The organism is Staphylococcus sp. FSL W8-0304 (assembly GCF_038006565.1).
Taxonomy (GTDB): domain Bacteria; phylum Bacillota; class Bacilli; order Staphylococcales; family Staphylococcaceae; genus Staphylococcus; species Staphylococcus epidermidis.
This window is the reverse complement of the sequence record NZ_JBBOVL010000001.1, coordinates 1,677,624-1,696,749: the sequence shown is the minus strand read 5'-3', so window position 1 is coordinate 1,696,749 and position 19,126 is coordinate 1,677,624. Positions and strand designations below refer to the sequence as shown.

Genomic DNA, 19,126 nt, shown 5'->3' with positions numbered 1-19,126 from the left:
CTTTAGATGTTTTTTGAGGCTGTTCTTATAAATCAAACTAAGTGCGCCATATGGATATTCAATTGATTTACATTCTGACATTCCCGTTAGCATCGGCAGGTTTGAATAATGTTAAAACTGCACTAATAATTGCTAACACATGCGGGATAGCAGTCCAACAAAATAGAATATGCAATAATCCTTGAATTGGTTTGCCAGCATAAAATTTATGGATGCCAAAACTACCAAGAAAGACTGCTAATAAAATATAAATGACTTTATTAACTTCCATTTATATCAACTCCTTTAGCATAATGCTTTATATATCTTACATTTCTTATTTTATAATTTAATCAAAATTAAGCAATTGTTTTACTTTATAACTTTGATATTTCATTCTAAAGTATGAGGTGAACGAAGAGGAGATAAAGATATAAGCTTACTTTGAAAGGTCGCAATTTCATACTAAGTAAGTTATAATGATATGATGAATTTTAATGAGGAGCCTAAGTGATGACTGTAAAGAAATTAGTAAAATCAACACATCCTATTTTGAATAAAACGATTCAACCTGTAAGCACGTATGATCAAAAACTAAAAGTGTTATTGGAAGATTTGGAAGATACATTATATCATGAGGAAGCCGCTGCAATTAGTGCACCTCAAATTGGAGTAGATCAAAGTGTTGCACTCATCGATATGGAACAAGAAGGGTTATTACAACTTATTAATCCTGTCGTTAAAAGTCAATCTCAAGAGACTGTTTCTGACTTAGAAGGCTCAATCAGTTTACCTCATATATATGGAGAAGTTAAACGTAGCAAAATGATCACTGTACAAAGCTATGATATCAATGGAAATGCAGTTGAATTAACTGCATATGATGATATCGCACGCATGATTTTACATATGATTGATCATCTTAATGGAATTCAATTTACCAAAAGAGCACATCATATATTAAATGAAACTGAAGTGGAGGCGTATTTTGACAATGAGTAAAATCATTTTTATGGGAACACCTGATTTTTCAACGAAAGTTTTAGAGATGTTAATTGCTGAGCATGAAGTTATCGCTGTAGTGACACAACCTGATAGACCAGTAGGACGTAAGAAAGTGATGACACCACCACCAGTAAAAAGAGTAGCTACAAAGCATCAAATACCGGTATACCAGCCTGAAAAACTTAAAGATTCTCAAGAATTAGACGTGTTACTTTCTTTAGAATCAGATTTAATAGTAACGGCTGCGTTCGGTCAACTATTACCAGAGTCCTTACTCAATGCACCTAAATTAGGAGCTATTAACGTCCATGCATCATTGTTACCTAAGTATAGAGGAGGAGCACCTATACATCAGGCTATCATTGATGGTGAGGAAGAAACTGGAATCACGATTATGTATATGGTTAAAAAACTTGATGCAGGTAATATCATCTCGCAACAATCAATTCGTATTGAAGAAGAAGATAATGTTGGTACAATGCATGATAAATTAAGCTTTTTAGGTGCCGAATTATTAAAGAAGACACTTCCTAGTATCATTGATAATACCAATGACAGCATCCCCCAAGATGATGCACTTGCAACATTTGCATCTAATATTCGTCGTGAAGACGAGAGAATTGATTGGAATATGAGTGCACAAGCAATTCATAACCATATTAGAGGACTATCTCCTTGGCCAGTAGCTTATACAACTATGAACGAAAAGAATCTCAAATTATTTAGCGCTTTCATTGTGAAAGGGAAAAAAGGTAATCCAGGAACAATTATTGAAGCTACTAAGCATGAACTCATCATAGCTACTGGTTCTGATGATGCGATCGCACTTACTGAGATTCAACCTGCAGGAAAAAAACGCATGAAAGTTACTGATTATTTAAGTGGTGTACAAGAGTCGTTAGTTGGGAAAGTTCTATTATGATGAAATCAGTGCGAACATATGCATTAGAAACAATCAATGACGTCTTAAATAAAGGTGCTTATAGTAATTTAAAAATTAATGAGGTTCTATCTACAAATAACATTAATACAGTAGATAAAAATTTGTTCACAGAATTAGTATATGGAACACTAAAAAGAAAATACACATTAGATTATCTACTTAAGCCTTTTATCAAAACTAAAATCAAATCATGGGTACGACAATTACTGTGGATGAGTTTATATCAATATTTATATTTAGATAAAATACCTAACCATGCTATTATTCATGAAGCGGTAGATATAGCAAAGAAACGCGGTGGCTATCACACAGGGAATATAGTCAATGGTATATTACGAACAGTAATGCGCACTGAATTACCAAGCTTTGAAGATATAGATGATACTAAAAAAAGAATTGCAATTCAATACAGTCTTCCCAAATGGATTGTTGATCATTGGGTGACGCATTTTGGAATAGAAAAAACTGAAAACATTGCACAATCTTTTTTAGAGCCTGTAGCTACAACCGTGCGTGCCAATATATCTCGTGGTTCTATTGATTCAATTATCTCTAAGTTAGAACAGGAAGGTTACCATGTTAAAAAAGACGATATGTTACCATTTTGTCTTCATATATCAGGCTTGCCTGTGGTTAATTCAAACGCTTTTAAAGAAGGTTATATCTCTATTCAAGATAAAAGTTCAATGATGGTAGCTTATGTAATGAACCTAGGGCGTGATGATAAAGTTTTAGATGCGTGTAGCGCACCTGGTGGTAAAGCTTGTCATATGGCAGAAATTCTGTCACCAGAAGGTCACGTCGATGCAACAGATATTCATGAACATAAAATAAATCTTATTAAACAAAATATTAAAAAATTGAAATTGAATAATATCAAGGCTTTTCAACATGATGCCACAGAAGTATACGATAAAATGTATGATAAGATTCTTGTTGATGCACCGTGTAGTGGTTTAGGTGTTCTTAGACACAAACCTGAAATTAAATATAGTCAATCACAAAATAGTATTAAGTCTTTAGTAGAATTACAATTACAAATTTTAGAAAATGTTAAAGATAATATTAAACCTGGTGGTACAATAGTGTATTCAACATGTACAATAGAACAAATGGAAAACGAAAATGTCATCTATACTTTTTTAAAGAGACATAAAGATTTTGAATTTGAACCAATCCAAAATCCAGTAACTGGTGAACAAGTTAAAACGTTACAGATACTTCCACAAGATTTTAATTCTGATGGATTCTTTATTAGCAAGATAAAAAGAAAGGAAAGTTAGAAATGATAACTGCAGAAAAAAAGAAGAAAAACAAATTCTTGCCTAATTTCGAAAAACAATCAATCTACTCCTTAAGGTATGACGAGATGCAACAATGGCTTATTGATCATGGACAACAAAAATTTAGAGCAAAACAAATTTTTGAATGGTTATACCAAAAGCGTGTAAATACTATTGATGAAATGACTAACCTGTCTAAAGAGTTACGTCAAATTCTTAAAGATCATTTTGCAATGACGACATTGACCACTGTTGTTAAACAAGAAAGCAAAGATGGAACAATCAAGTTTTTATTTGAATTACAAGATGATTATACTATTGAAACTGTTTTAATGAGACATGAATATGGAAATTCTGTCTGTGTTACAACACAAGTAGGATGTAGAATTGGTTGTACGTTTTGTGCTTCTACTTTGGGCGGATTAAAGCGTAATTTAGAAGCAGGAGAGATTGTCTCCCAAGTATTAACTGTACAAAAGGCACTAGACGAAACGAATGAGCGTGTATCACAAATTGTCATTATGGGCATAGGTGAACCTTTCGAGAATTACGATGAAATGATGGATTTCTTAAGAATTGTTAATGATGATAACAGTTTAAATATTGGTGCACGTCATATTACTGTATCTACATCAGGAATTATTCCAAGAATTTATGATTTTGCCGAAGAAGATATACAAATAAATTTTGCTGTGAGTCTTCATGGCGCTAAAGACGAAATAAGATCAAGATTAATGCCTATCAATCGTGCTTATAATGTTGATAAGTTAATGGAAGCTATTCGTTATTATCAAGAAAAGACAAATCGCCGTGTTACTTTTGAATATGGATTATTTGGTGGTGTTAATGACCAACTTGAACATGCGAGGGATTTGGCACATTTAATTAAGGATCTCAATTGCCACGTTAATTTAATACCAGTTAACCATGTCCCTGAAAGAAATTATGTAAAGACACCAAAAGATGATATTTTTAAATTCGAGAAGGAATTAAAGAGATTAGGAATTAATGCTACAATTAGACGTGAGCAAGGGTCAGATATTGATGCTGCATGTGGACAATTAAGAGCGAAGGAACGACAAGTAGAAACGAGGTAAAGACATATGTTAAACGCACAATTTTTCACTGATACTGGGCAACATCGTGAGAAAAACGAGGACGCTGGCGGTATATTTTACAATCAAACACAGCAACAAATGCTAGTATTATGCGATGGCATGGGTGGACATCAAGCTGGAGAAATAGCTAGTCAGTTTGTCACTTATGAACTTCAAAAGCGTTTTGAAGAAGAAAATCTAATTGAAATAAATCGTGCTGAATCGTGGTTGCGTTCGAACATTAAAGAAATCAATTTTCAGCTGTACAACTATGCTCAAGAAAATGAAGAGTACAGAGGTATGGGTACAACGCTCGTTTGTGCCATCATTTATGATAAACAAGTTGTTGTAGCAAATGTAGGAGATTCGCGCGCTTATGTAATTAATCAGAGACAGATGGATCAAATTACGAGCGACCATTCATTTGTTAATCACTTAGTAATGACGGGGCAAATTACTAAAGATGAAGCATTTCATCATCCACAACGTAATATTATTACTAAAGTCATGGGAACAGATAAACGTGTTTCTCCAGATTTGTTTATCAAGAGAACTCATTTTTATGATTATCTTCTTTTGAACTCTGACGGACTTACTGATTATGTCAGAGATTATGAAATCCAAGAATTACTAAGTTCAAATAGTTCATTAGACGTACATGGTAATGAGTTATTGGACTTAGCGCTTGCTCATGATTCAAAAGATAATGTCAGCTTTATCCTTTTAAAGTTAGAAGGTGATAAAGTATGATAGGTAAAGTCATAAATGAACGCTATACTATAACCGATAAACTCGGTGGTGGTGGGATGAGTATTGTCTACTTAGCTGAAGATTCAATACTTAACAGAAAAGTTGCTATTAAAGCGATTTCGATTCCTCCAAGTGAAAAAGAAGAGACATTTAAACGTTTTGAAAGAGAAGTACATAATTCTTCTCAACTTTCTCATGAGAATATAGTCAGTATGATTGATGTAGATGAGGAAGATGATTGTTTTTATATTGTTATGGAATACATAGAAGGTCCTACTTTAGCGGAATATATACACAGTCATGGTCCACTTAGTGTAGAAACTGCTATTCAGTTTACAGAACAAATTTTGAGTGGAATCAAACATGCGCATGACATGAGAATTGTTCATCGAGATATTAAACCACAGAATATATTAATTGATAAGAATAAAAAATTACAAATTTTTGATTTTGGTATTGCTAAAGCATTGAGTGAAACGTCGCTGACTCAAACGAATCATGTTCTAGGAACCGTTCAATATTTATCACCTGAACAGGCTAAAGGCGAAGCTACTGATGAAAGTACTGACATATATTCAATTGGTATTGTATTATATGAGATGTTAGTTGGAGAGCCACCATTCAATGGAGAGACTGCAGTGAGTATTGCTATAAAGCATATTCAAGATAGCATCCCAAATATTACAACGGATAAAAGAGATGATGTACCTCAATCATTGAGTAATGTCGTTTTACGTGCAACAGAGAAAGATAAATATCATCGCTATCATACTGTTCAAGAAATGTGTGACGATTTAACAAGTGCGTTACATGAGAATCGTTTGAATGAAGAAAAATACGAACTAGATAAAACTAAAACTGTACCACTCACTAAAGATGATTTGAATCATAAAATCTATGATGAACAAAATCAAAATGACCTTAATAAAACCATGCAAATACCTATTGTTAATGATTCAATAAAACAACAAGAATTTCAATCGTCTGAACCACGTTATTATCAAAAAAGCGACAAAAAACGTTCTAAAATGAAAATTGCAATTTTATCAATCATTTTTGTAATATTATTAATTGGTTTATTTTCTTTTGTAGCTATGGCTGTTTTTGGAAATAAATATGAAGAAATGCCTGATCTTAAAGGGAAAACTGAAAAACAAGCTGAAAAGGTATTAGATAGTCATCATCTAAAAGTAGGTGACATATCAAGAAATTATAGTGATAAATATCCTGAAAACCAAATTATTAAAACAAATCCAGATAGTGGAGAACGCGTCGAACAAGGGGATAGAATTGATATCGTTCTATCCAAAGGACCAGAGAAGGTTAAGATGCCAAATGTTTTAGGTATGTCGAAAAATGATGCGCTAAAAAAATTAAAGGCTATCGGATTTAAAGATATTCACGTTGAGCAAGCTTATAGTCAAACATATGAAAAAGGATTAATTTCTGAACAAAGTGTTGTAGCTAATAGTGAAGTTTCCGTTAATAATCATCATATTACAATTTATGAATCATTAGGTGTTCGACAAGTATATGTCAACAATTATGAAAATAAGTCATACGAGTCAGCAAAAAAAGAACTTGAAGATAAAGGATTTAAAGTTCAAGTGACAAAAGAAAACAACGATGATGTCGAAAAAGGTAATGTCATTTCTCAATCTCCAAAGGATAAAACTGTTGATGAAGGTTCTACTATACTATTAGTAGTTTCTAAAGGAGAAAAGTCTGATGAAGATGATGATGAGGACAAGGATACAACGACTAAAAATGAGACTGTTAAAGTACCGTATACCGGTAAAAAAAATAAAAGTCAAAAAGTAGAAGTATTTATTCGTGATATTGATAACAAAGGTGATTCAGCAGTTCAAACGTTTAATATTAAAAGTGATAAGACAATTAATATTCCTTTAAAAATTAAAAAAGGAAGTGACGCTGGCTACACCATAAGAGTTGATAATAAAATTGTAGCTGATAAAGATGTGAGCTATGATGGCTAAATGAGTAACAACTAATGGGAAGTAGATAATAAATTTGTAGTGTAACTTTTCAATGATGATTATAATAGAGATAATTTTGAATGATTATCTAATTAAAATGAAAAAATTCTTAAAAAAGATGAAGAGTCTGTACATATGAATACATATGTTGCAGGCTCGTTTTATTAATGTGAGACAATTTGTCTTTAAAAATTTATTGAAAACAATATACTAGTAAGTAAATAATGAGCTTGAATTGAGTTGTTATATTATAAGTACTAGTATTTTGATATAATATGAATAATAAAACATAAATGAGAGGTGTCTTTTTGAAGACTGGTCGAATCGTTAAACTAATCAGTGGTGTGTATCAAGTAGATGTAGAAGGTGAGAGATTTGATACCAAACCACGTGGTTTATTCAGAAAAAAGAAGTTTTCACCTGTGGTGGGCGATATCGTAGATTTTGAAGTTCAAAATACGAAAGAGGGCTATATTCATCATGTACATGACCGAAATAATGAACTAAAACGACCACCAGTAAGTAATATTGACGAGTTAGTGATAGTAATGAGTGCAGTCGAGCCTGAATTTTCAACACAATTATTAGATCGCTATTTAGTGATTGCTCATTCTTATCATCTCAAACCTAGAATTTTAATCACTAAACATGATATAGCTTCTGAACAAGAAATTCTAAAAATCAAAGATACAATAAAACTATATCAAAAAATAGGATATGCTACGCAGTTTATTGGAAAAGATAGTAATTATACTGCTACTGTTGATGAATGGTCTGACGGTTTAATAGTATTAAGTGGCCAATCTGGAGTGGGGAAATCTACTTTTTTAAATAGTTATCAGCCTCAGTTGAAATTAGAAACTAATGATATTTCTAAGTCATTGAATAGGGGTAAACACACTACAAGACATGTCGAATTATACGATAGAAAAGGTGGTTACATCGCTGATACACCGGGGTTTAGCGCGTTAGATTTTAATCATATTGAAAAAGAGCAACTAAAAGATTTTTTTATAGATATTCATGAAGCAGGAGAGCAATGTAAGTTTCGTAATTGTAATCATATAAAAGAACCACAGTGTCATGTTAAGACACTCGTTGAAAAAGGAGAAATTCCACAATTTAGATATGATCATTATCAGCAATTATATAATGAAATTTCCAATAGAAAGGTTCGATACTAAATGGTTAAAATTTTACCATCACTTTTATCTATAGATTTTTTAAATTTAAAAGAAGAACTTCAATTGTTAGAAGCAGCCAAGGTAGACGGATTACACTTTGATGTGATGGACGGTAAATTTGTCCCTAATATTTCAATTGGTATTCCAATATTGGATGCTGTTAGACAACAATCTCATTTGCCAATAGATGTTCATTTAATGATTGAACAACCTGAAAATTATATTAATCTTTTTGCTGAACATGGTGCTGATATGATTTCAGTCCATGTTGAGGCGACAACACATATACATAGGGCAATTGAACAAATTAAACAATTAGGGAAAAAAGCAGGTGTCGTCATCAATCCCGGAACATCTGTAGAAACAATTTTACCTATATTGAGTATTGTTGATTATGTTTTAGTAATGACTGTAAATCCTGGTTTTGGCGGACAAACATTCATAGAACAATGCGTGACTAAGATTGAGCAATTAAATCAACTCAAACATGAAAATCATTTAACTTTTGATATTGAGGTAGATGGAGGAATTAACGATCAAACGAGTAAACGATGTGTAGAACAGGGTGCTACAATGTTAGTCACTGGTTCATACTTCTTTAAACAAGAGGATTATGCAAAAGTAACATCTTTATTAAAGGAATGATAATGTGAAGATTAATTTATTATGTTCTCAGCGTTTGTTACCTAATCATATTTTCGAAAAAGAAAAAGATTCTAATTGGGCAGGTATTGATAGAGGTGCGCTTATACTCGTAAAACAAGGTATTCAACCTATATTTTCTGTAGGTGATTTTGACTCAGTGAATGACGAAGAACGTTTGATGTTGATGCAAAATCTTCATATCGAACCGGTTGAAGCTGAAAAAGATGATACTGATTTAGCTTTAGGAGTAGCTCAAGCAGTTGAAAGAGGATACACAGAAATTACTATTTATGGTGCAACAGGCGGTCGGTTAGATCACTTTATGGGTGTGCTTCAAATTTTACAAAAACCTCAATACTTACATCAGTCTATAAAAATAAAAGTCATTGATCAACAAAATCATATTCAATTATTAGGTGAAGGTAAGTATGTAATCAACAGAGATAGTAATTATCCATATATATCGTTTATCCCTCTCAACGATAAAGCTATATTAACTTTACAGGGGTTCAAATATAATTTAAATCAAGAACACTTAAATTTAGGCTCTACACTCACAATTTCAAATGAGGTAATGGATAATGAAGCAATCATTCGAGTTGAACAAGGATCAATTTTAAAAATACGTAGTCGTGACTAAAAAAAGACCTTAAAGGGCTCACCTTTAAGGTCTTAAAATTTATCCTCCACATAAGGATATTTTTATTATGTGCATTATATTTATTAAACTCTAGTAACTTTACCAGATTTTAAAGCACGTGCAGAAACCCAAACTTTCTTAGGTTTGCCGTCTACAAGGATTCTAACTTTTTGAAGGTTAGCGTTCCATCTGCGTTTATTCGCATTTAAAGCGTGTGAACGATGATTACCAGTCGAAGCTTTACGACCTGTTACGAAACATTGTTTACCCATGAAAGTACCTCCTTTAATAAATATAAATACACACTACTACTTATATACTTTAATAAGATAACACATAATGAGATTGTCGGCAATAAAGACTTTTATAAATTATAAAAATTACAATAAAATGCAATTTATTATGCTATAATTGTGTGATGTGGAGTTATATAGTATGATACTGTAAAGAAACAGTTAAATTAATTAGATAAATTTACAAACAAAGTAAACCTAATTTTTAAAAATACAAATTTTATTAATTTAAAGCATCAACAATGATTTGATTTTTAAAGTATTTAAGGCATTAATAAAATAACCTAGGCACAACGCTTTAAAAATAAAATTCTGAAATTTTCAGGAGGAACAGATATGACATTAGAAATTTCAAATGACTACGGTAAAATTGATATTTCAAATGATGTAATTGCATCAGTAGTTGGTGGCAAAGCCGTTGAAAGTTATGGAATTGTTGGTATGGCATCAAGACAACAAGTTAGAGATGGTATCGCTGAAATCCTTGGACACGATAACTATGCTAAAGGCATTAAAGTTAGAGAAGACAACGGAATTATTGATGTAGATATGTATATCATCGTGAGCTATGGTGTGAAAATTTCTGAAGTAGCAAGCAATCTTCAATCAACTGTTAAATATACTTTAGAAAAAACACTAAATGTGAAAGTAAATTCAATAAATATTTTCGTACAAGGTGTACGTGTAAATGAGACAGTGAAAAAGGTTTAGGAGGACAACGTGAAATGATTAGCAAAATAAATGGTAAATTATTTGCCGATATGATTATACAAGGGGCACAAAATTTATCAAATAATGCAGACTTAGTGGATTCATTAAACGTCTATCCTGTTCCAGATGGAGATACAGGGACAAATATGAATTTAACTATTACTTCTGGTCGTGAGGAAGTCGAAAATAATTTATCTCAAAATATTGGAGAGTTAGGTAAAACATTTTCAAAAGGATTACTTATGGGAGCTCGTGGTAATTCAGGTGTTATTCTTTCTCAATTATTCAGAGGTTTTTGTAAGAATATTGAAGGAGAAAAAGAAATAAGCGTGCAACAGTTTGCTGAGAGTTTTCAAGCTGGAGTTGAAACAGCTTATAAGGCAGTTATGAAACCGGTAGAGGGGACGATTTTAACAGTAGCCAAAGATGCAGCAAAAGCCGCAATGGATTACGTGGATCAAGCTGAAGATTGCGTTGATTTAATGGTACACGTGATTGAAGCTGCAAGCGAGTCTTTAGATAATACGCCTAATTTATTAGCAGTACTTAAAGAAGTAGGCGTTGTTGATAGTGGTGGTAAAGGTTTATTATGCGTTTATGAAGGCTTCTTAAAGGGTCTCAAAGGCGAAAAAGTAGAAGCACAAGCACCTAAACTTGATACTGAATCATTTGTTAATGACGATCATGATTTTCATGGGGTTATTAATACAGAGGACATTGTTTACGGTTATTGTACGGAAATGATGGTTCGATTTGGTAAAAATAAAAAAGCATTTGACGAGCAAGAATTTCGTAATGATATGAGTGAATTCGGTGATTCGTTATTAGTAATTAATGATGATGAAATTGTTAAAGTGCACGTACATACAGAACATCCGGGTGATGTATTTAATTATGGTCAAAAATATGGTGAGTTAATTAAACTTAAAGTAGAAAACATGCGTGAACAACATCGTGAAGTTATTCGTAAGGAACAAGATGGAATTCAAAATAAAGCAACTAATGAATCCAAAACAGTTGAAACAGCCATTGTTACAATTTCTGTAGGCGATGGTATTGCTGAATTATTTAAATCTATGGGAGCAACGCACATTATTAGTGGTGGGCAAACAATGAACCCTTCTACTGAAGATATAGTTAAGGTTATTGAACAATCAAAATGTAAACGTGCAATTATCTTACCAAACAATAAAAATATTATGATGGCCAGTGAACAAGCGGCTAGTATAGTAGAAGCTGAAACTGTAGTGATTCCTACTAAATCGATTCCACAGGGAATATCAGCCTTATTCCAATATGATCAAGAATCTAATTTAGAAGATAATAAAAGCCACATGAATGATGCTTTGGAAACTGTTCAATCTGGTTCAATTACTTTTGCAGTTAGAGATACTAAAATAGACGGTATTGAAATCAAGAAAGATGAATTCATGGGTCTAGCTGAAGATAAAATTGTGATAAGTGACTTTAATCAATTTCATGCAGTTAAAGGTCTACTCAGCAAACTACTTAATGAAGATAGCGAAATTTTAACAATGATTTCAGGCGAAGATGCCGATAATTCAATTACAAACCAAATCATTGATTGGATTGAATCGGAGTACCCTGATGTAGAAGTAGAACAACACGAAGGTGGACAGCCTATTTATCAGTATTTCTTCGCAGTAGAATAAATGAAATACTATTTACCTTTTGATAATAAATAGTCGGAATAACGGTTAGTGAATTTAAATCACTAATCGTTATTTTTATATATAATGAGAATTTTAATAGTGAAGTGTTGATATAATTAACCCGTGAAACGCAAATTAATCAATTGAACATGGTAAAATAGATGTTGAGATTAAAGATAATGAAAAATAATAGGTGATTCATCATGTCAAAAGTTCATCTTATTGAGAGCCCGTATGCATTAGATAAAATTAAAGGTATAGGTCCAAAACGTTTAGCGTTGTTAGAAGAATTAAATATTAAATCAGTTGAAGATTTAGTATTATACTTACCGACACGTTATGAAGATAATACTGTTATTGATTTAAATCAAGCAGACGATCAAGCAACTGTAACAGTTCAAGGTGAGGTTTATTCCAGTCCAACTGTTGCTTTTTTTGGTCGTAATAAATCGAAATTAACTGTCCATCTTATGATAAATCATATCGCTGTTAAATGCGTATTTTTTAATCAACCATATTTAAAAAAGAAACTTGAACTAAATAGTATTGTCACTATAAAAGGGAAATGGAATCGTAATAAACAAGAGATTAATGGTAATCGTATTTTTTTTAATGATCAAAAAAATCAAGAGGATGCCCATTTAGAACCAGTATATCGAGTTAAAGAAGGAATAAAACAAAAGCAGTTACGAGATAACATTAGACAGGCACTTAGTGATGTTACAATTCATGAATGGTTGACTGATGACCTCAGAGAAAAGTATAAATTAGAAACTTTAGCATATACAATTCAAACATTACATCATCCTATTGATAAACAAAACTTGCTAAGAGCTAGACGAACTTATGCATTTACAGAGCTATTTATGTTTGAGCTACGTATGCAATGGTTAAATCGCTTAGAAAAGACATCAGATGAAGCTATTGAAATTAATTACGATATAAATAAAGTAAAACAATTTATTGATAGTTTGCCATTTGAGTTAACTGATGCTCAAAAAGTTAGTGTCAATGAAATATTTCGTGATTTAAAGGCGCCTATTCGTATGCATCGGTTGTTACAAGGTGATGTTGGATCCGGCAAAACTATAGTAGCAGCAATTTGTATGTACGCCTTAAAAACTGCAGGATATCAATCTGCATTAATGGTTCCAACGGAGATTTTAGCTGAACAGCACGCTGAAAGTTTGATGCAACTATTTGGTAATACAATGAACGTAGCTTTATTAACTGGTTCTGTTAAAGGGAAAAAAAGACGACTTCTTCTAGAACAATTAGAAAATGGAACTATCGATTGTTTGATTGGTACACACGCCTTGATACAAGATGATGTTGTCTTCAATAATGTTGGATTAGTCATTACAGATGAACAGCACCGATTTGGTGTTAACCAACGACAAATTCTAAGAGAAAAAGGTGCGATGACCAATGTGTTGTTTATGACAGCGACACCAATCCCTAGAACACTCGCTATTTCTGTTTTCGGTGAAATGGATGTATCTTCAATTAAACAATTACCAAAAGGCAGAAAACCTATAAAAACAAGTTGGGCAAAACATGAGCAATATGATCAAGTACTTGCACAAATGTCGAATGAATTAAAAAAGGGTAGACAAGCCTATGTGATCTGTCCATTAATTGAAAGCTCTGAGCATTTAGAAGATGTACAAAATGTTGTGGAACTTTATGAATCCTTACAAAGTGATTACGGTAATGAAAAAGTTGGATTATTACATGGGAAAATGACTGCTGAAGATAAAGATCAAGTCATGCAAAAATTCAGTGAACATGAAATAGATATTTTAGTTTCTACTACTGTAGTTGAGGTGGGTGTAAATGTACCTAATGCAACGTTTATGATGATTTATGATGCAGATCGATTTGGTTTATCTACATTACATCAATTACGTGGGCGTGTTGGTCGTAGTGAACATCAAAGTTATTGTGTATTAATTGCATCTCCCAAGACTGAAACAGGTATTGAACGTATGACCATTATGACTCAAACTACTGATGGATTCGAATTAAGTGAAAGAGATTTAGAAATGAGAGGTCCAGGAGATTTCTTTGGAGTAAAACAAAGCGGTCTTCCAGACTTTCTTGTAGCAAATGTAGTAGAAGATTATCGTATGCTTGAAGTTGCTAGAGATGAAGCAGCAGAACTTATACAATCTGGCCAATTTTTCGAACAACAATATAGTCATTTAAGAGAGTTTATTAAACAAAACTTACGCCACATTCGTTTTGATTAGAAAAAAATATTATACTATTCAAAGATATATTTTGATTTTATAAAAAGATACGATCAGCTGAATATAGATTGATACAGTTTATTGTTGAGTAATAGATAAAGAAAGTGTTATGATATTTAAGGAATATTTAAGACTTGGTACTAAAATGAGGGGTGAGCGTGTGAAATTAAAGAAAAACGATAGACGAGTAGCCATTAAAGAGGCTATCGAATTAAACCCCTTCATCACTGATTATGAATTGTGTGAGAAGTTTGATGTAAGTATTCAAACCATACGTTTAGATCGCACACATTTAAATATTCCTGAGTTACGTAAAAGAATTAAATTAGTCGCTGAACAGAATTATGGCCGAATCAAATCAATAGAGGCCAATGAAATTATAGGTGATTTGATTCAAGTGAATCCTGATGTTAGCGCGCAATCTCTAATTGAAATTACAATTGATTCTGTTTTTGCAAAAAGTGAGATTGCTAGAGGGCATGTCTTATTTGCACAAGCTAACTCATTATGTGTAGCTCTTATACATAAACCAATAGTATTGACACATGAAAGTCAAGTTGAATTTAAAGAAAAAGTAAAATTAAATGACACAGTTCGAGCAGATGCCCGTGTCATAGATATAACAGATAAACATTATATTATTGAAGTGAATTCTTATGTTTCAGATATGTTAGTTTTTAAAGGGAAATTCAAAATGTACTATACAAGTGAGGATGAATGAAATGGTTAAAATTGCTGTAGATATGATGGGTGGAGATGATGCGCCTGGTATTGTATTAGATGCAGTTAAAAAAGCTGTCGAAGACTTTAAAGATTTGGAAATTATTCTTTTTGGTGACGAATCACAATACAATTTAAGTCATGAGCGTATAGAGTTTCGACATTGTACCGAAAAGATTGAAATGGAAGATGAACCAGTACGTGCAATTAAACGTAAAAAAGATAGCTCCATGGTTAAGATGGCTGAGGCGGTAAAATCAGGTGAAGCTGATGGTTGTGTATCAGCGGGAAATACAGGTGCTTTAATGTCAGCTGGGTTATTTATTGTTGGACGTATTAAAGGCGTAGCAAGACCTGCGTTAGTTGTAACATTGCCCACTACTGATGGCAAAGGGTTTGTGTTCTTAGATGTTGGTGCCAATGCTGACGCTAAAGCAGAACATTTACTACAATATGCGCAATTAGGAAATATTTACGCTCAAAAAATTCGCGGTATTCAAAATCCTTCAGTGTCACTTCTTAATATTGGCACTGAAGCAGCTAAAGGAAATTCTTTAACTAAAAAAGCATATGATTTATTTGAGAAAAATCAATCATTTAACTTTACAGGTAATATTGAAGCAAAAACACTTATGGATGGAAATGTTGATGTCGTAGTAACAGATGGTTATACAGGTAACATGGTCCTTAAAAATCTTGAAGGCACTGCAAAGTCTATAGGTAAAATGTTGAAAGAAACAATAATGAGTAGCTTCAAAAATAAATTAGCTGGTGCAGTGTTGAAAAAAGATTTAGACACATTTGCTAAGAAAATGGACTACTCAGAATATGGTGGATCAGTATTATTAGGTTTAGATGGTACGGTTGTAAAAGCTCACGGTAGTTCAAACGCTAAAGCATTTTATTCTGCAATTAGACAAGCAAAAATTGCTGGTGAAGAGAATATCGTTCAAATTATGAAAGATACAGTAGGTGAGTAAAATGGGTAAAATAGCAGTTGTATTCCCTGGTCAAGGTGCACAAAAAGTAGGGATGGCTAGTGATTTATATAACGAAGAAGAACGCTCGACTCGAGTATTAAATTTAGCTCAAGAGACAGTAGACTTTGATTTGTTAGAAACGATGTTTAATGATAATGATGGGAAATTAGGAGAAACAGAAAATACACAACCTGCACTATTAACACATAGTATTGCGTTACTAGAATCTTTAAATCATTTAAAAGTAGATTATACTATGGGACATAGCTTAGGAGAATATTCAAGTTTAGTTGCTAGTGGTGTATTAGCTTTTGAAGATGCAGTTAGAATTGTACGTAAACGTGGCCAACTTATGGCTCAAGCGTTTCCTAACGGTGTTGGAGGTATGGCAGCAGTATTAGGTTTGGACTATGATGATGTTGATAAGATATGTCAAACGTTATCTACAAATGAACAGTTAATTGAACCTGCTAATATTAACTCACCAGGTCAAATCGTGGTGTCTGGACATAAACCTTTAATTGATGAATTAGTAGAAAAGGGCAAAGAACTTGGAGCTAAACGCGTTCTTCCGTTAGCTGTTTCCGGTCCTTTTCACTCTTCAATGATGAAAGTTATTGAAGAGGATTTTGCTAATTTCATTAATCAATTTGAGTGGCATAATGCTAATTATCCAATTGTTCAGAATGTTAATGCAAAGGGAGAAACCGATGCCGAAGTAATTAAACGCAATATGGTTAAACAATTATATTTACCTGTTCAATTTATTCAATCAACGGAGTGGTTGATTAATCAAGGTGTCGATCACTTTATTGAAATTGGACCTGGAAAAGTATTATCTGGGCTCATCAAAAAAATTAATCGAGATGTAAAAATCACTTCAATTCAAACACTTGAAGATGTGAAAGGATGGAATAATAATCATGAATAAAAGTGCTTTAGTTACAGGTGCTTCTCGTGGTATAGGTAGAAGCATTGCATTGCAATTAGCAGAAGAAGGATATAATGTAGCTGTCAATTATGCTGGAAGTAAAGATAAAGCAGAAGCAGTTGTTGAAGAAATTAAAGCTAAAGGTGTAGAAAGTTTTGCAATACAAGCCAATGTTGCAAAAGGCGATGAAGTTAAAGAAATGATTAAAGAAGTGGTAAGTCAATTTGGTTCTGTAGACGTATTAGTTAACAATGCAGGAATAACTAAAGACAACTTACTTATGCGCATGAAAGAACAAGAGTGGGATGACGTGATTGATACGAACTTAAAAGGCGTGTTTAACTGTATTCAAAAAGTAACGCCACAAATGTTACGTCAACGTAGTGGTGCAATCATTAATTTAACTAGTATTGTTGGTGCAATGGGTAATCCTGGACAAGCAAACTATGTTGCAACAAAAGCAGGTGTTATTGGATTAACTAAAACTGCAGCACGAGAACTAGCATCACGAGGTATTACAGTGAACGCTGTAGCACCTGGCTTTATCGTTTCAGATATGACAAATGCTTTAAGTGATGATTTGAAGGATCAAATGTTAGAGCAAATTCCTTTAAAACGTTTTGGAGAAGATACAGATATAGCTAATACTGTTGCCTTCCTAGCTTCTGATAAAGCTAAATATATTACAGGCCAAACAATTCATGTTAACGGCGGAATGTATATGTAATGTTCGAAAAGAAGCAAACGAACACATGAGCTGAGGCTCATGTATAAGAAACACTAAATACACATGTATTAAGTGTTTCTAAAATTCTACTTGTATTTTAGAAAGTAAAATGGGAAAATAAAATAGTCTATCAAAAGACTCTTTAAAAGGAGGTGAAGCGACGTGGAAAACTTCGATAAAGTAAAAGACATCATCGTTGATCGTTTAGGCGTAGATGCTGACAAGGTAACTGAAGACGCATCATTCAAAGATGATTTAGGCGCTGACTCACTTGATATCGCTGAATTAGTAATGGAATTAGAAGACGAATTTGGTACTGAAATTCCTGATGAAGAAGCAGAAAAAATCAACACTGTTGGTGATGCTGTTAAATACATCAACAGCCTTGAAAAATAAAATGATTAATATCTGAGTCGTCTTCTCGTCGGCTCAGATTTTTTCTTTAGTTTTAGTCTGTTTTCACGTAAAATTAAATTAAGCTTTTAAACTTTATAGTTAGGAGGTTAGGTTGTGGCTAACCAGAAAAAGAAAGAAATGGTACATGATTTTCAACAAAAATTTACTGATAAAATGAAGTCGTTAGGATTACATTTTAAAAATATTGATTTATATCAACAAGCTTTCTCTCATTCAAGTTTTATTAATGACTTTAATATGAATCGTTTAGAACACAACGAACGTTTAGAATTTTTAGGTGATGCGGTATTAGAATTGACGGTTTCACGCTATCTTTTTGACAGACATCCTCATTTACCAGAAGGTAATTTGACAAAGATGCGCGCAACAATTGTTTGTGAACCTTCACTTGTGATATTTGCGAATAAAATTAAATTAAACGAACTGATTTTATTAGGTAAAGGTGAAGAGAAGACAGGAGGCAGAACAAGACCTTCCCTTATTTCAGATGCTTTTGAAGCTTTTGTAGGTGCACTATATTTAGATCAAGGTTTAGACACAGTATGGACATTTGCTGAAAAAGTTATCTTTCCGTATGTAGAAGATGACGAGCTCGTTGGTGTCGTAGACTTTAAAACACAATTTCAAGAATATGTGCATAGCCAAAATAAAGGAGATGTGACATACCAATTAATTAAAGAAGAGGGTCCCGCACATCATAGACTATTTACATCGGAAGTGATTTTAGAAAATAAAGCAGTTGCAGAGGGTAAAGGAAAGACAAAGAAGGAATCCGAACAAAAGGCAGCAGAACAAGCGTATAAACTAATGAAAAATAAAAAATCATTATAATTATAAAAATATGATAATCTATGATTGATCATCATATAAAGCTTCAATCTATATTGATAATTTTGAAT

General features: G+C 32.7%; 20 protein-coding genes. 18 read left to right on the top strand and 2 right to left on the bottom strand.

Annotated features, from left to right (window positions below):
* Positions 1-67: 67 nt before the first annotated feature.
* Positions 68-271, bottom strand: coding sequence for a TM2 domain-containing protein (locus tag NST35_RS07955; protein ID WP_001830141.1), 204 nt, complete (start codon positions 269-271; stop codon positions 68-70).
* A gap of 221 nt (positions 272-492) precedes the next feature.
* Between NST35_RS07955 and NST35_RS07950 the strand changes: the two genes are divergently transcribed.
* The 9 genes from NST35_RS07950 to NST35_RS07910 all read left to right on the top strand — a co-directional run bounded on the left by NST35_RS07950 (position 493) and on the right by NST35_RS07910 (position 9,523).
* Positions 493-981: a peptide deformylase gene (locus NST35_RS07950; RefSeq protein ID WP_001830064.1), complete on the top strand. Its 489-nt coding sequence runs from the start codon at positions 493-495 to the stop codon at positions 979-981.
* A complete protein-coding gene (gene fmt, locus NST35_RS07945) occupies positions 974-1,906 on the top strand; it encodes a methionyl-tRNA formyltransferase (protein ID WP_002446256.1) in 933 nt (310 codons plus the stop codon). Before NST35_RS07950 ends, fmt begins: the two co-directional genes overlap by 8 nt.
* Positions 1,903-3,210: a 16S rRNA (cytosine(967)-C(5))-methyltransferase RsmB gene (rsmB, locus tag NST35_RS07940; RefSeq protein ID WP_002446257.1), complete on the top strand. Its 1,308-nt coding sequence runs from the start codon at positions 1,903-1,905 to the stop codon at positions 3,208-3,210. Before fmt ends, rsmB begins: the two co-directional genes overlap by 4 nt.
* Before the next feature lie 2 nt (positions 3,211-3,212).
* Entirely contained in the window at positions 3,213-4,307 is a 1,095-nt protein-coding gene (rlmN, locus tag NST35_RS07935; protein WP_340747294.1) for a 23S rRNA (adenine(2503)-C(2))-methyltransferase RlmN, read from the top strand.
* Between the two features lie 6 nt (positions 4,308-4,313).
* Positions 4,314-5,057 (top strand): Stp1/IreP family PP2C-type Ser/Thr phosphatase, encoded by a 744-nt coding sequence (locus NST35_RS07930; protein WP_002446259.1) that lies wholly within the window; start codon positions 4,314-4,316, stop codon positions 5,055-5,057.
* Positions 5,054-7,054 (top strand): Stk1 family PASTA domain-containing Ser/Thr kinase, encoded by a 2,001-nt coding sequence (pknB, locus tag NST35_RS07925; RefSeq protein WP_002486274.1) that lies wholly within the window; start codon positions 5,054-5,056, stop codon positions 7,052-7,054. Before NST35_RS07930 ends, pknB begins: the two co-directional genes overlap by 4 nt.
* 308 nt (positions 7,055-7,362) lie before the next feature.
* Positions 7,363-8,238: a ribosome small subunit-dependent GTPase A gene (rsgA, locus tag NST35_RS07920; protein ID WP_002486277.1), complete on the top strand. Its 876-nt coding sequence runs from the start codon at positions 7,363-7,365 to the stop codon at positions 8,236-8,238.
* Positions 8,239-8,883: a ribulose-phosphate 3-epimerase gene (gene rpe, locus NST35_RS07915; RefSeq protein ID WP_002446262.1), complete on the top strand. Its 645-nt coding sequence runs from the start codon at positions 8,239-8,241 to the stop codon at positions 8,881-8,883.
* 4 nt (positions 8,884-8,887) lie between these two features.
* The gene (locus tag NST35_RS07910; RefSeq protein ID WP_002446263.1) at positions 8,888-9,523 is read left to right on the top strand and encodes a thiamine diphosphokinase; all 636 of its coding nucleotides are present in this window, start codon (positions 8,888-8,890) and stop codon (positions 9,521-9,523) included.
* Between the two features lie 83 nt (positions 9,524-9,606).
* Here the strand turns inward: NST35_RS07910 and rpmB are convergent, their stop codons facing one another.
* Positions 9,607-9,795: a 50S ribosomal protein L28 gene (gene rpmB / locus NST35_RS07905; protein WP_001830107.1), complete on the bottom strand. Its 189-nt coding sequence runs from the start codon at positions 9,793-9,795 to the stop codon at positions 9,607-9,609.
* A 357-nt stretch (positions 9,796-10,152) separates the two neighbouring features.
* Here rpmB and NST35_RS07900 point away from each other — a divergent pair, with 357 nt between their 5' ends.
* The 9 genes from NST35_RS07900 (at position 10,153) to rnc (ending at position 19,058) form a co-directional block, all read left to right on the top strand.
* Entirely contained in the window at positions 10,153-10,527 is a 375-nt protein-coding gene (locus tag NST35_RS07900; protein ID WP_001830156.1) for an Asp23/Gls24 family envelope stress response protein, read from the top strand.
* A 14-nt stretch (positions 10,528-10,541) separates the two neighbouring features.
* Entirely contained in the window at positions 10,542-12,200 is a 1,659-nt protein-coding gene (gene fakA, locus NST35_RS07895; protein ID WP_002457384.1) for a fatty acid kinase catalytic subunit FakA, read from the top strand.
* Positions 12,201-12,403: 203 nt separating this feature from the next.
* The gene (recG, locus tag NST35_RS07890) at positions 12,404-14,452 is read left to right on the top strand and encodes an ATP-dependent DNA helicase RecG (protein WP_002486268.1); all 2,049 of its coding nucleotides are present in this window, start codon (positions 12,404-12,406) and stop codon (positions 14,450-14,452) included.
* Between the two features lie 160 nt (positions 14,453-14,612).
* The gene (gene fapR, locus NST35_RS07885; RefSeq protein WP_001830099.1) at positions 14,613-15,173 is read left to right on the top strand and encodes a transcription factor FapR; all 561 of its coding nucleotides are present in this window, start codon (positions 14,613-14,615) and stop codon (positions 15,171-15,173) included.
* 1 nt (position 15,174) lies between these two features.
* Positions 15,175-16,152: a phosphate acyltransferase PlsX gene (gene plsX, locus NST35_RS07880; RefSeq protein ID WP_002457382.1), complete on the top strand. Its 978-nt coding sequence runs from the start codon at positions 15,175-15,177 to the stop codon at positions 16,150-16,152.
* A 1-nt stretch (position 16,153) separates the two neighbouring features.
* Positions 16,154-17,083, top strand: a complete 930-nt coding sequence (fabD, locus tag NST35_RS07875; protein WP_002486275.1) for an ACP S-malonyltransferase — start codon at positions 16,154-16,156, stop codon at positions 17,081-17,083.
* Positions 17,076-17,810: a 3-oxoacyl-[acyl-carrier-protein] reductase gene (fabG, locus tag NST35_RS07870; protein WP_001830161.1), complete on the top strand. Its 735-nt coding sequence runs from the start codon at positions 17,076-17,078 to the stop codon at positions 17,808-17,810. The genes fabD and fabG overlap by 8 nt, the downstream gene beginning before the upstream one ends.
* A 162-nt stretch (positions 17,811-17,972) precedes the next feature.
* The gene (locus NST35_RS07865) at positions 17,973-18,206 is read left to right on the top strand and encodes an acyl carrier protein (protein ID WP_001830184.1); all 234 of its coding nucleotides are present in this window, start codon (positions 17,973-17,975) and stop codon (positions 18,204-18,206) included.
* A 114-nt stretch (positions 18,207-18,320) separates the two neighbouring features.
* The gene (gene rnc, locus NST35_RS07860; RefSeq protein ID WP_002446271.1) at positions 18,321-19,058 is read left to right on the top strand and encodes a ribonuclease III; all 738 of its coding nucleotides are present in this window, start codon (positions 18,321-18,323) and stop codon (positions 19,056-19,058) included.
* Positions 19,059-19,126: the final 68 nt, after the last annotated feature.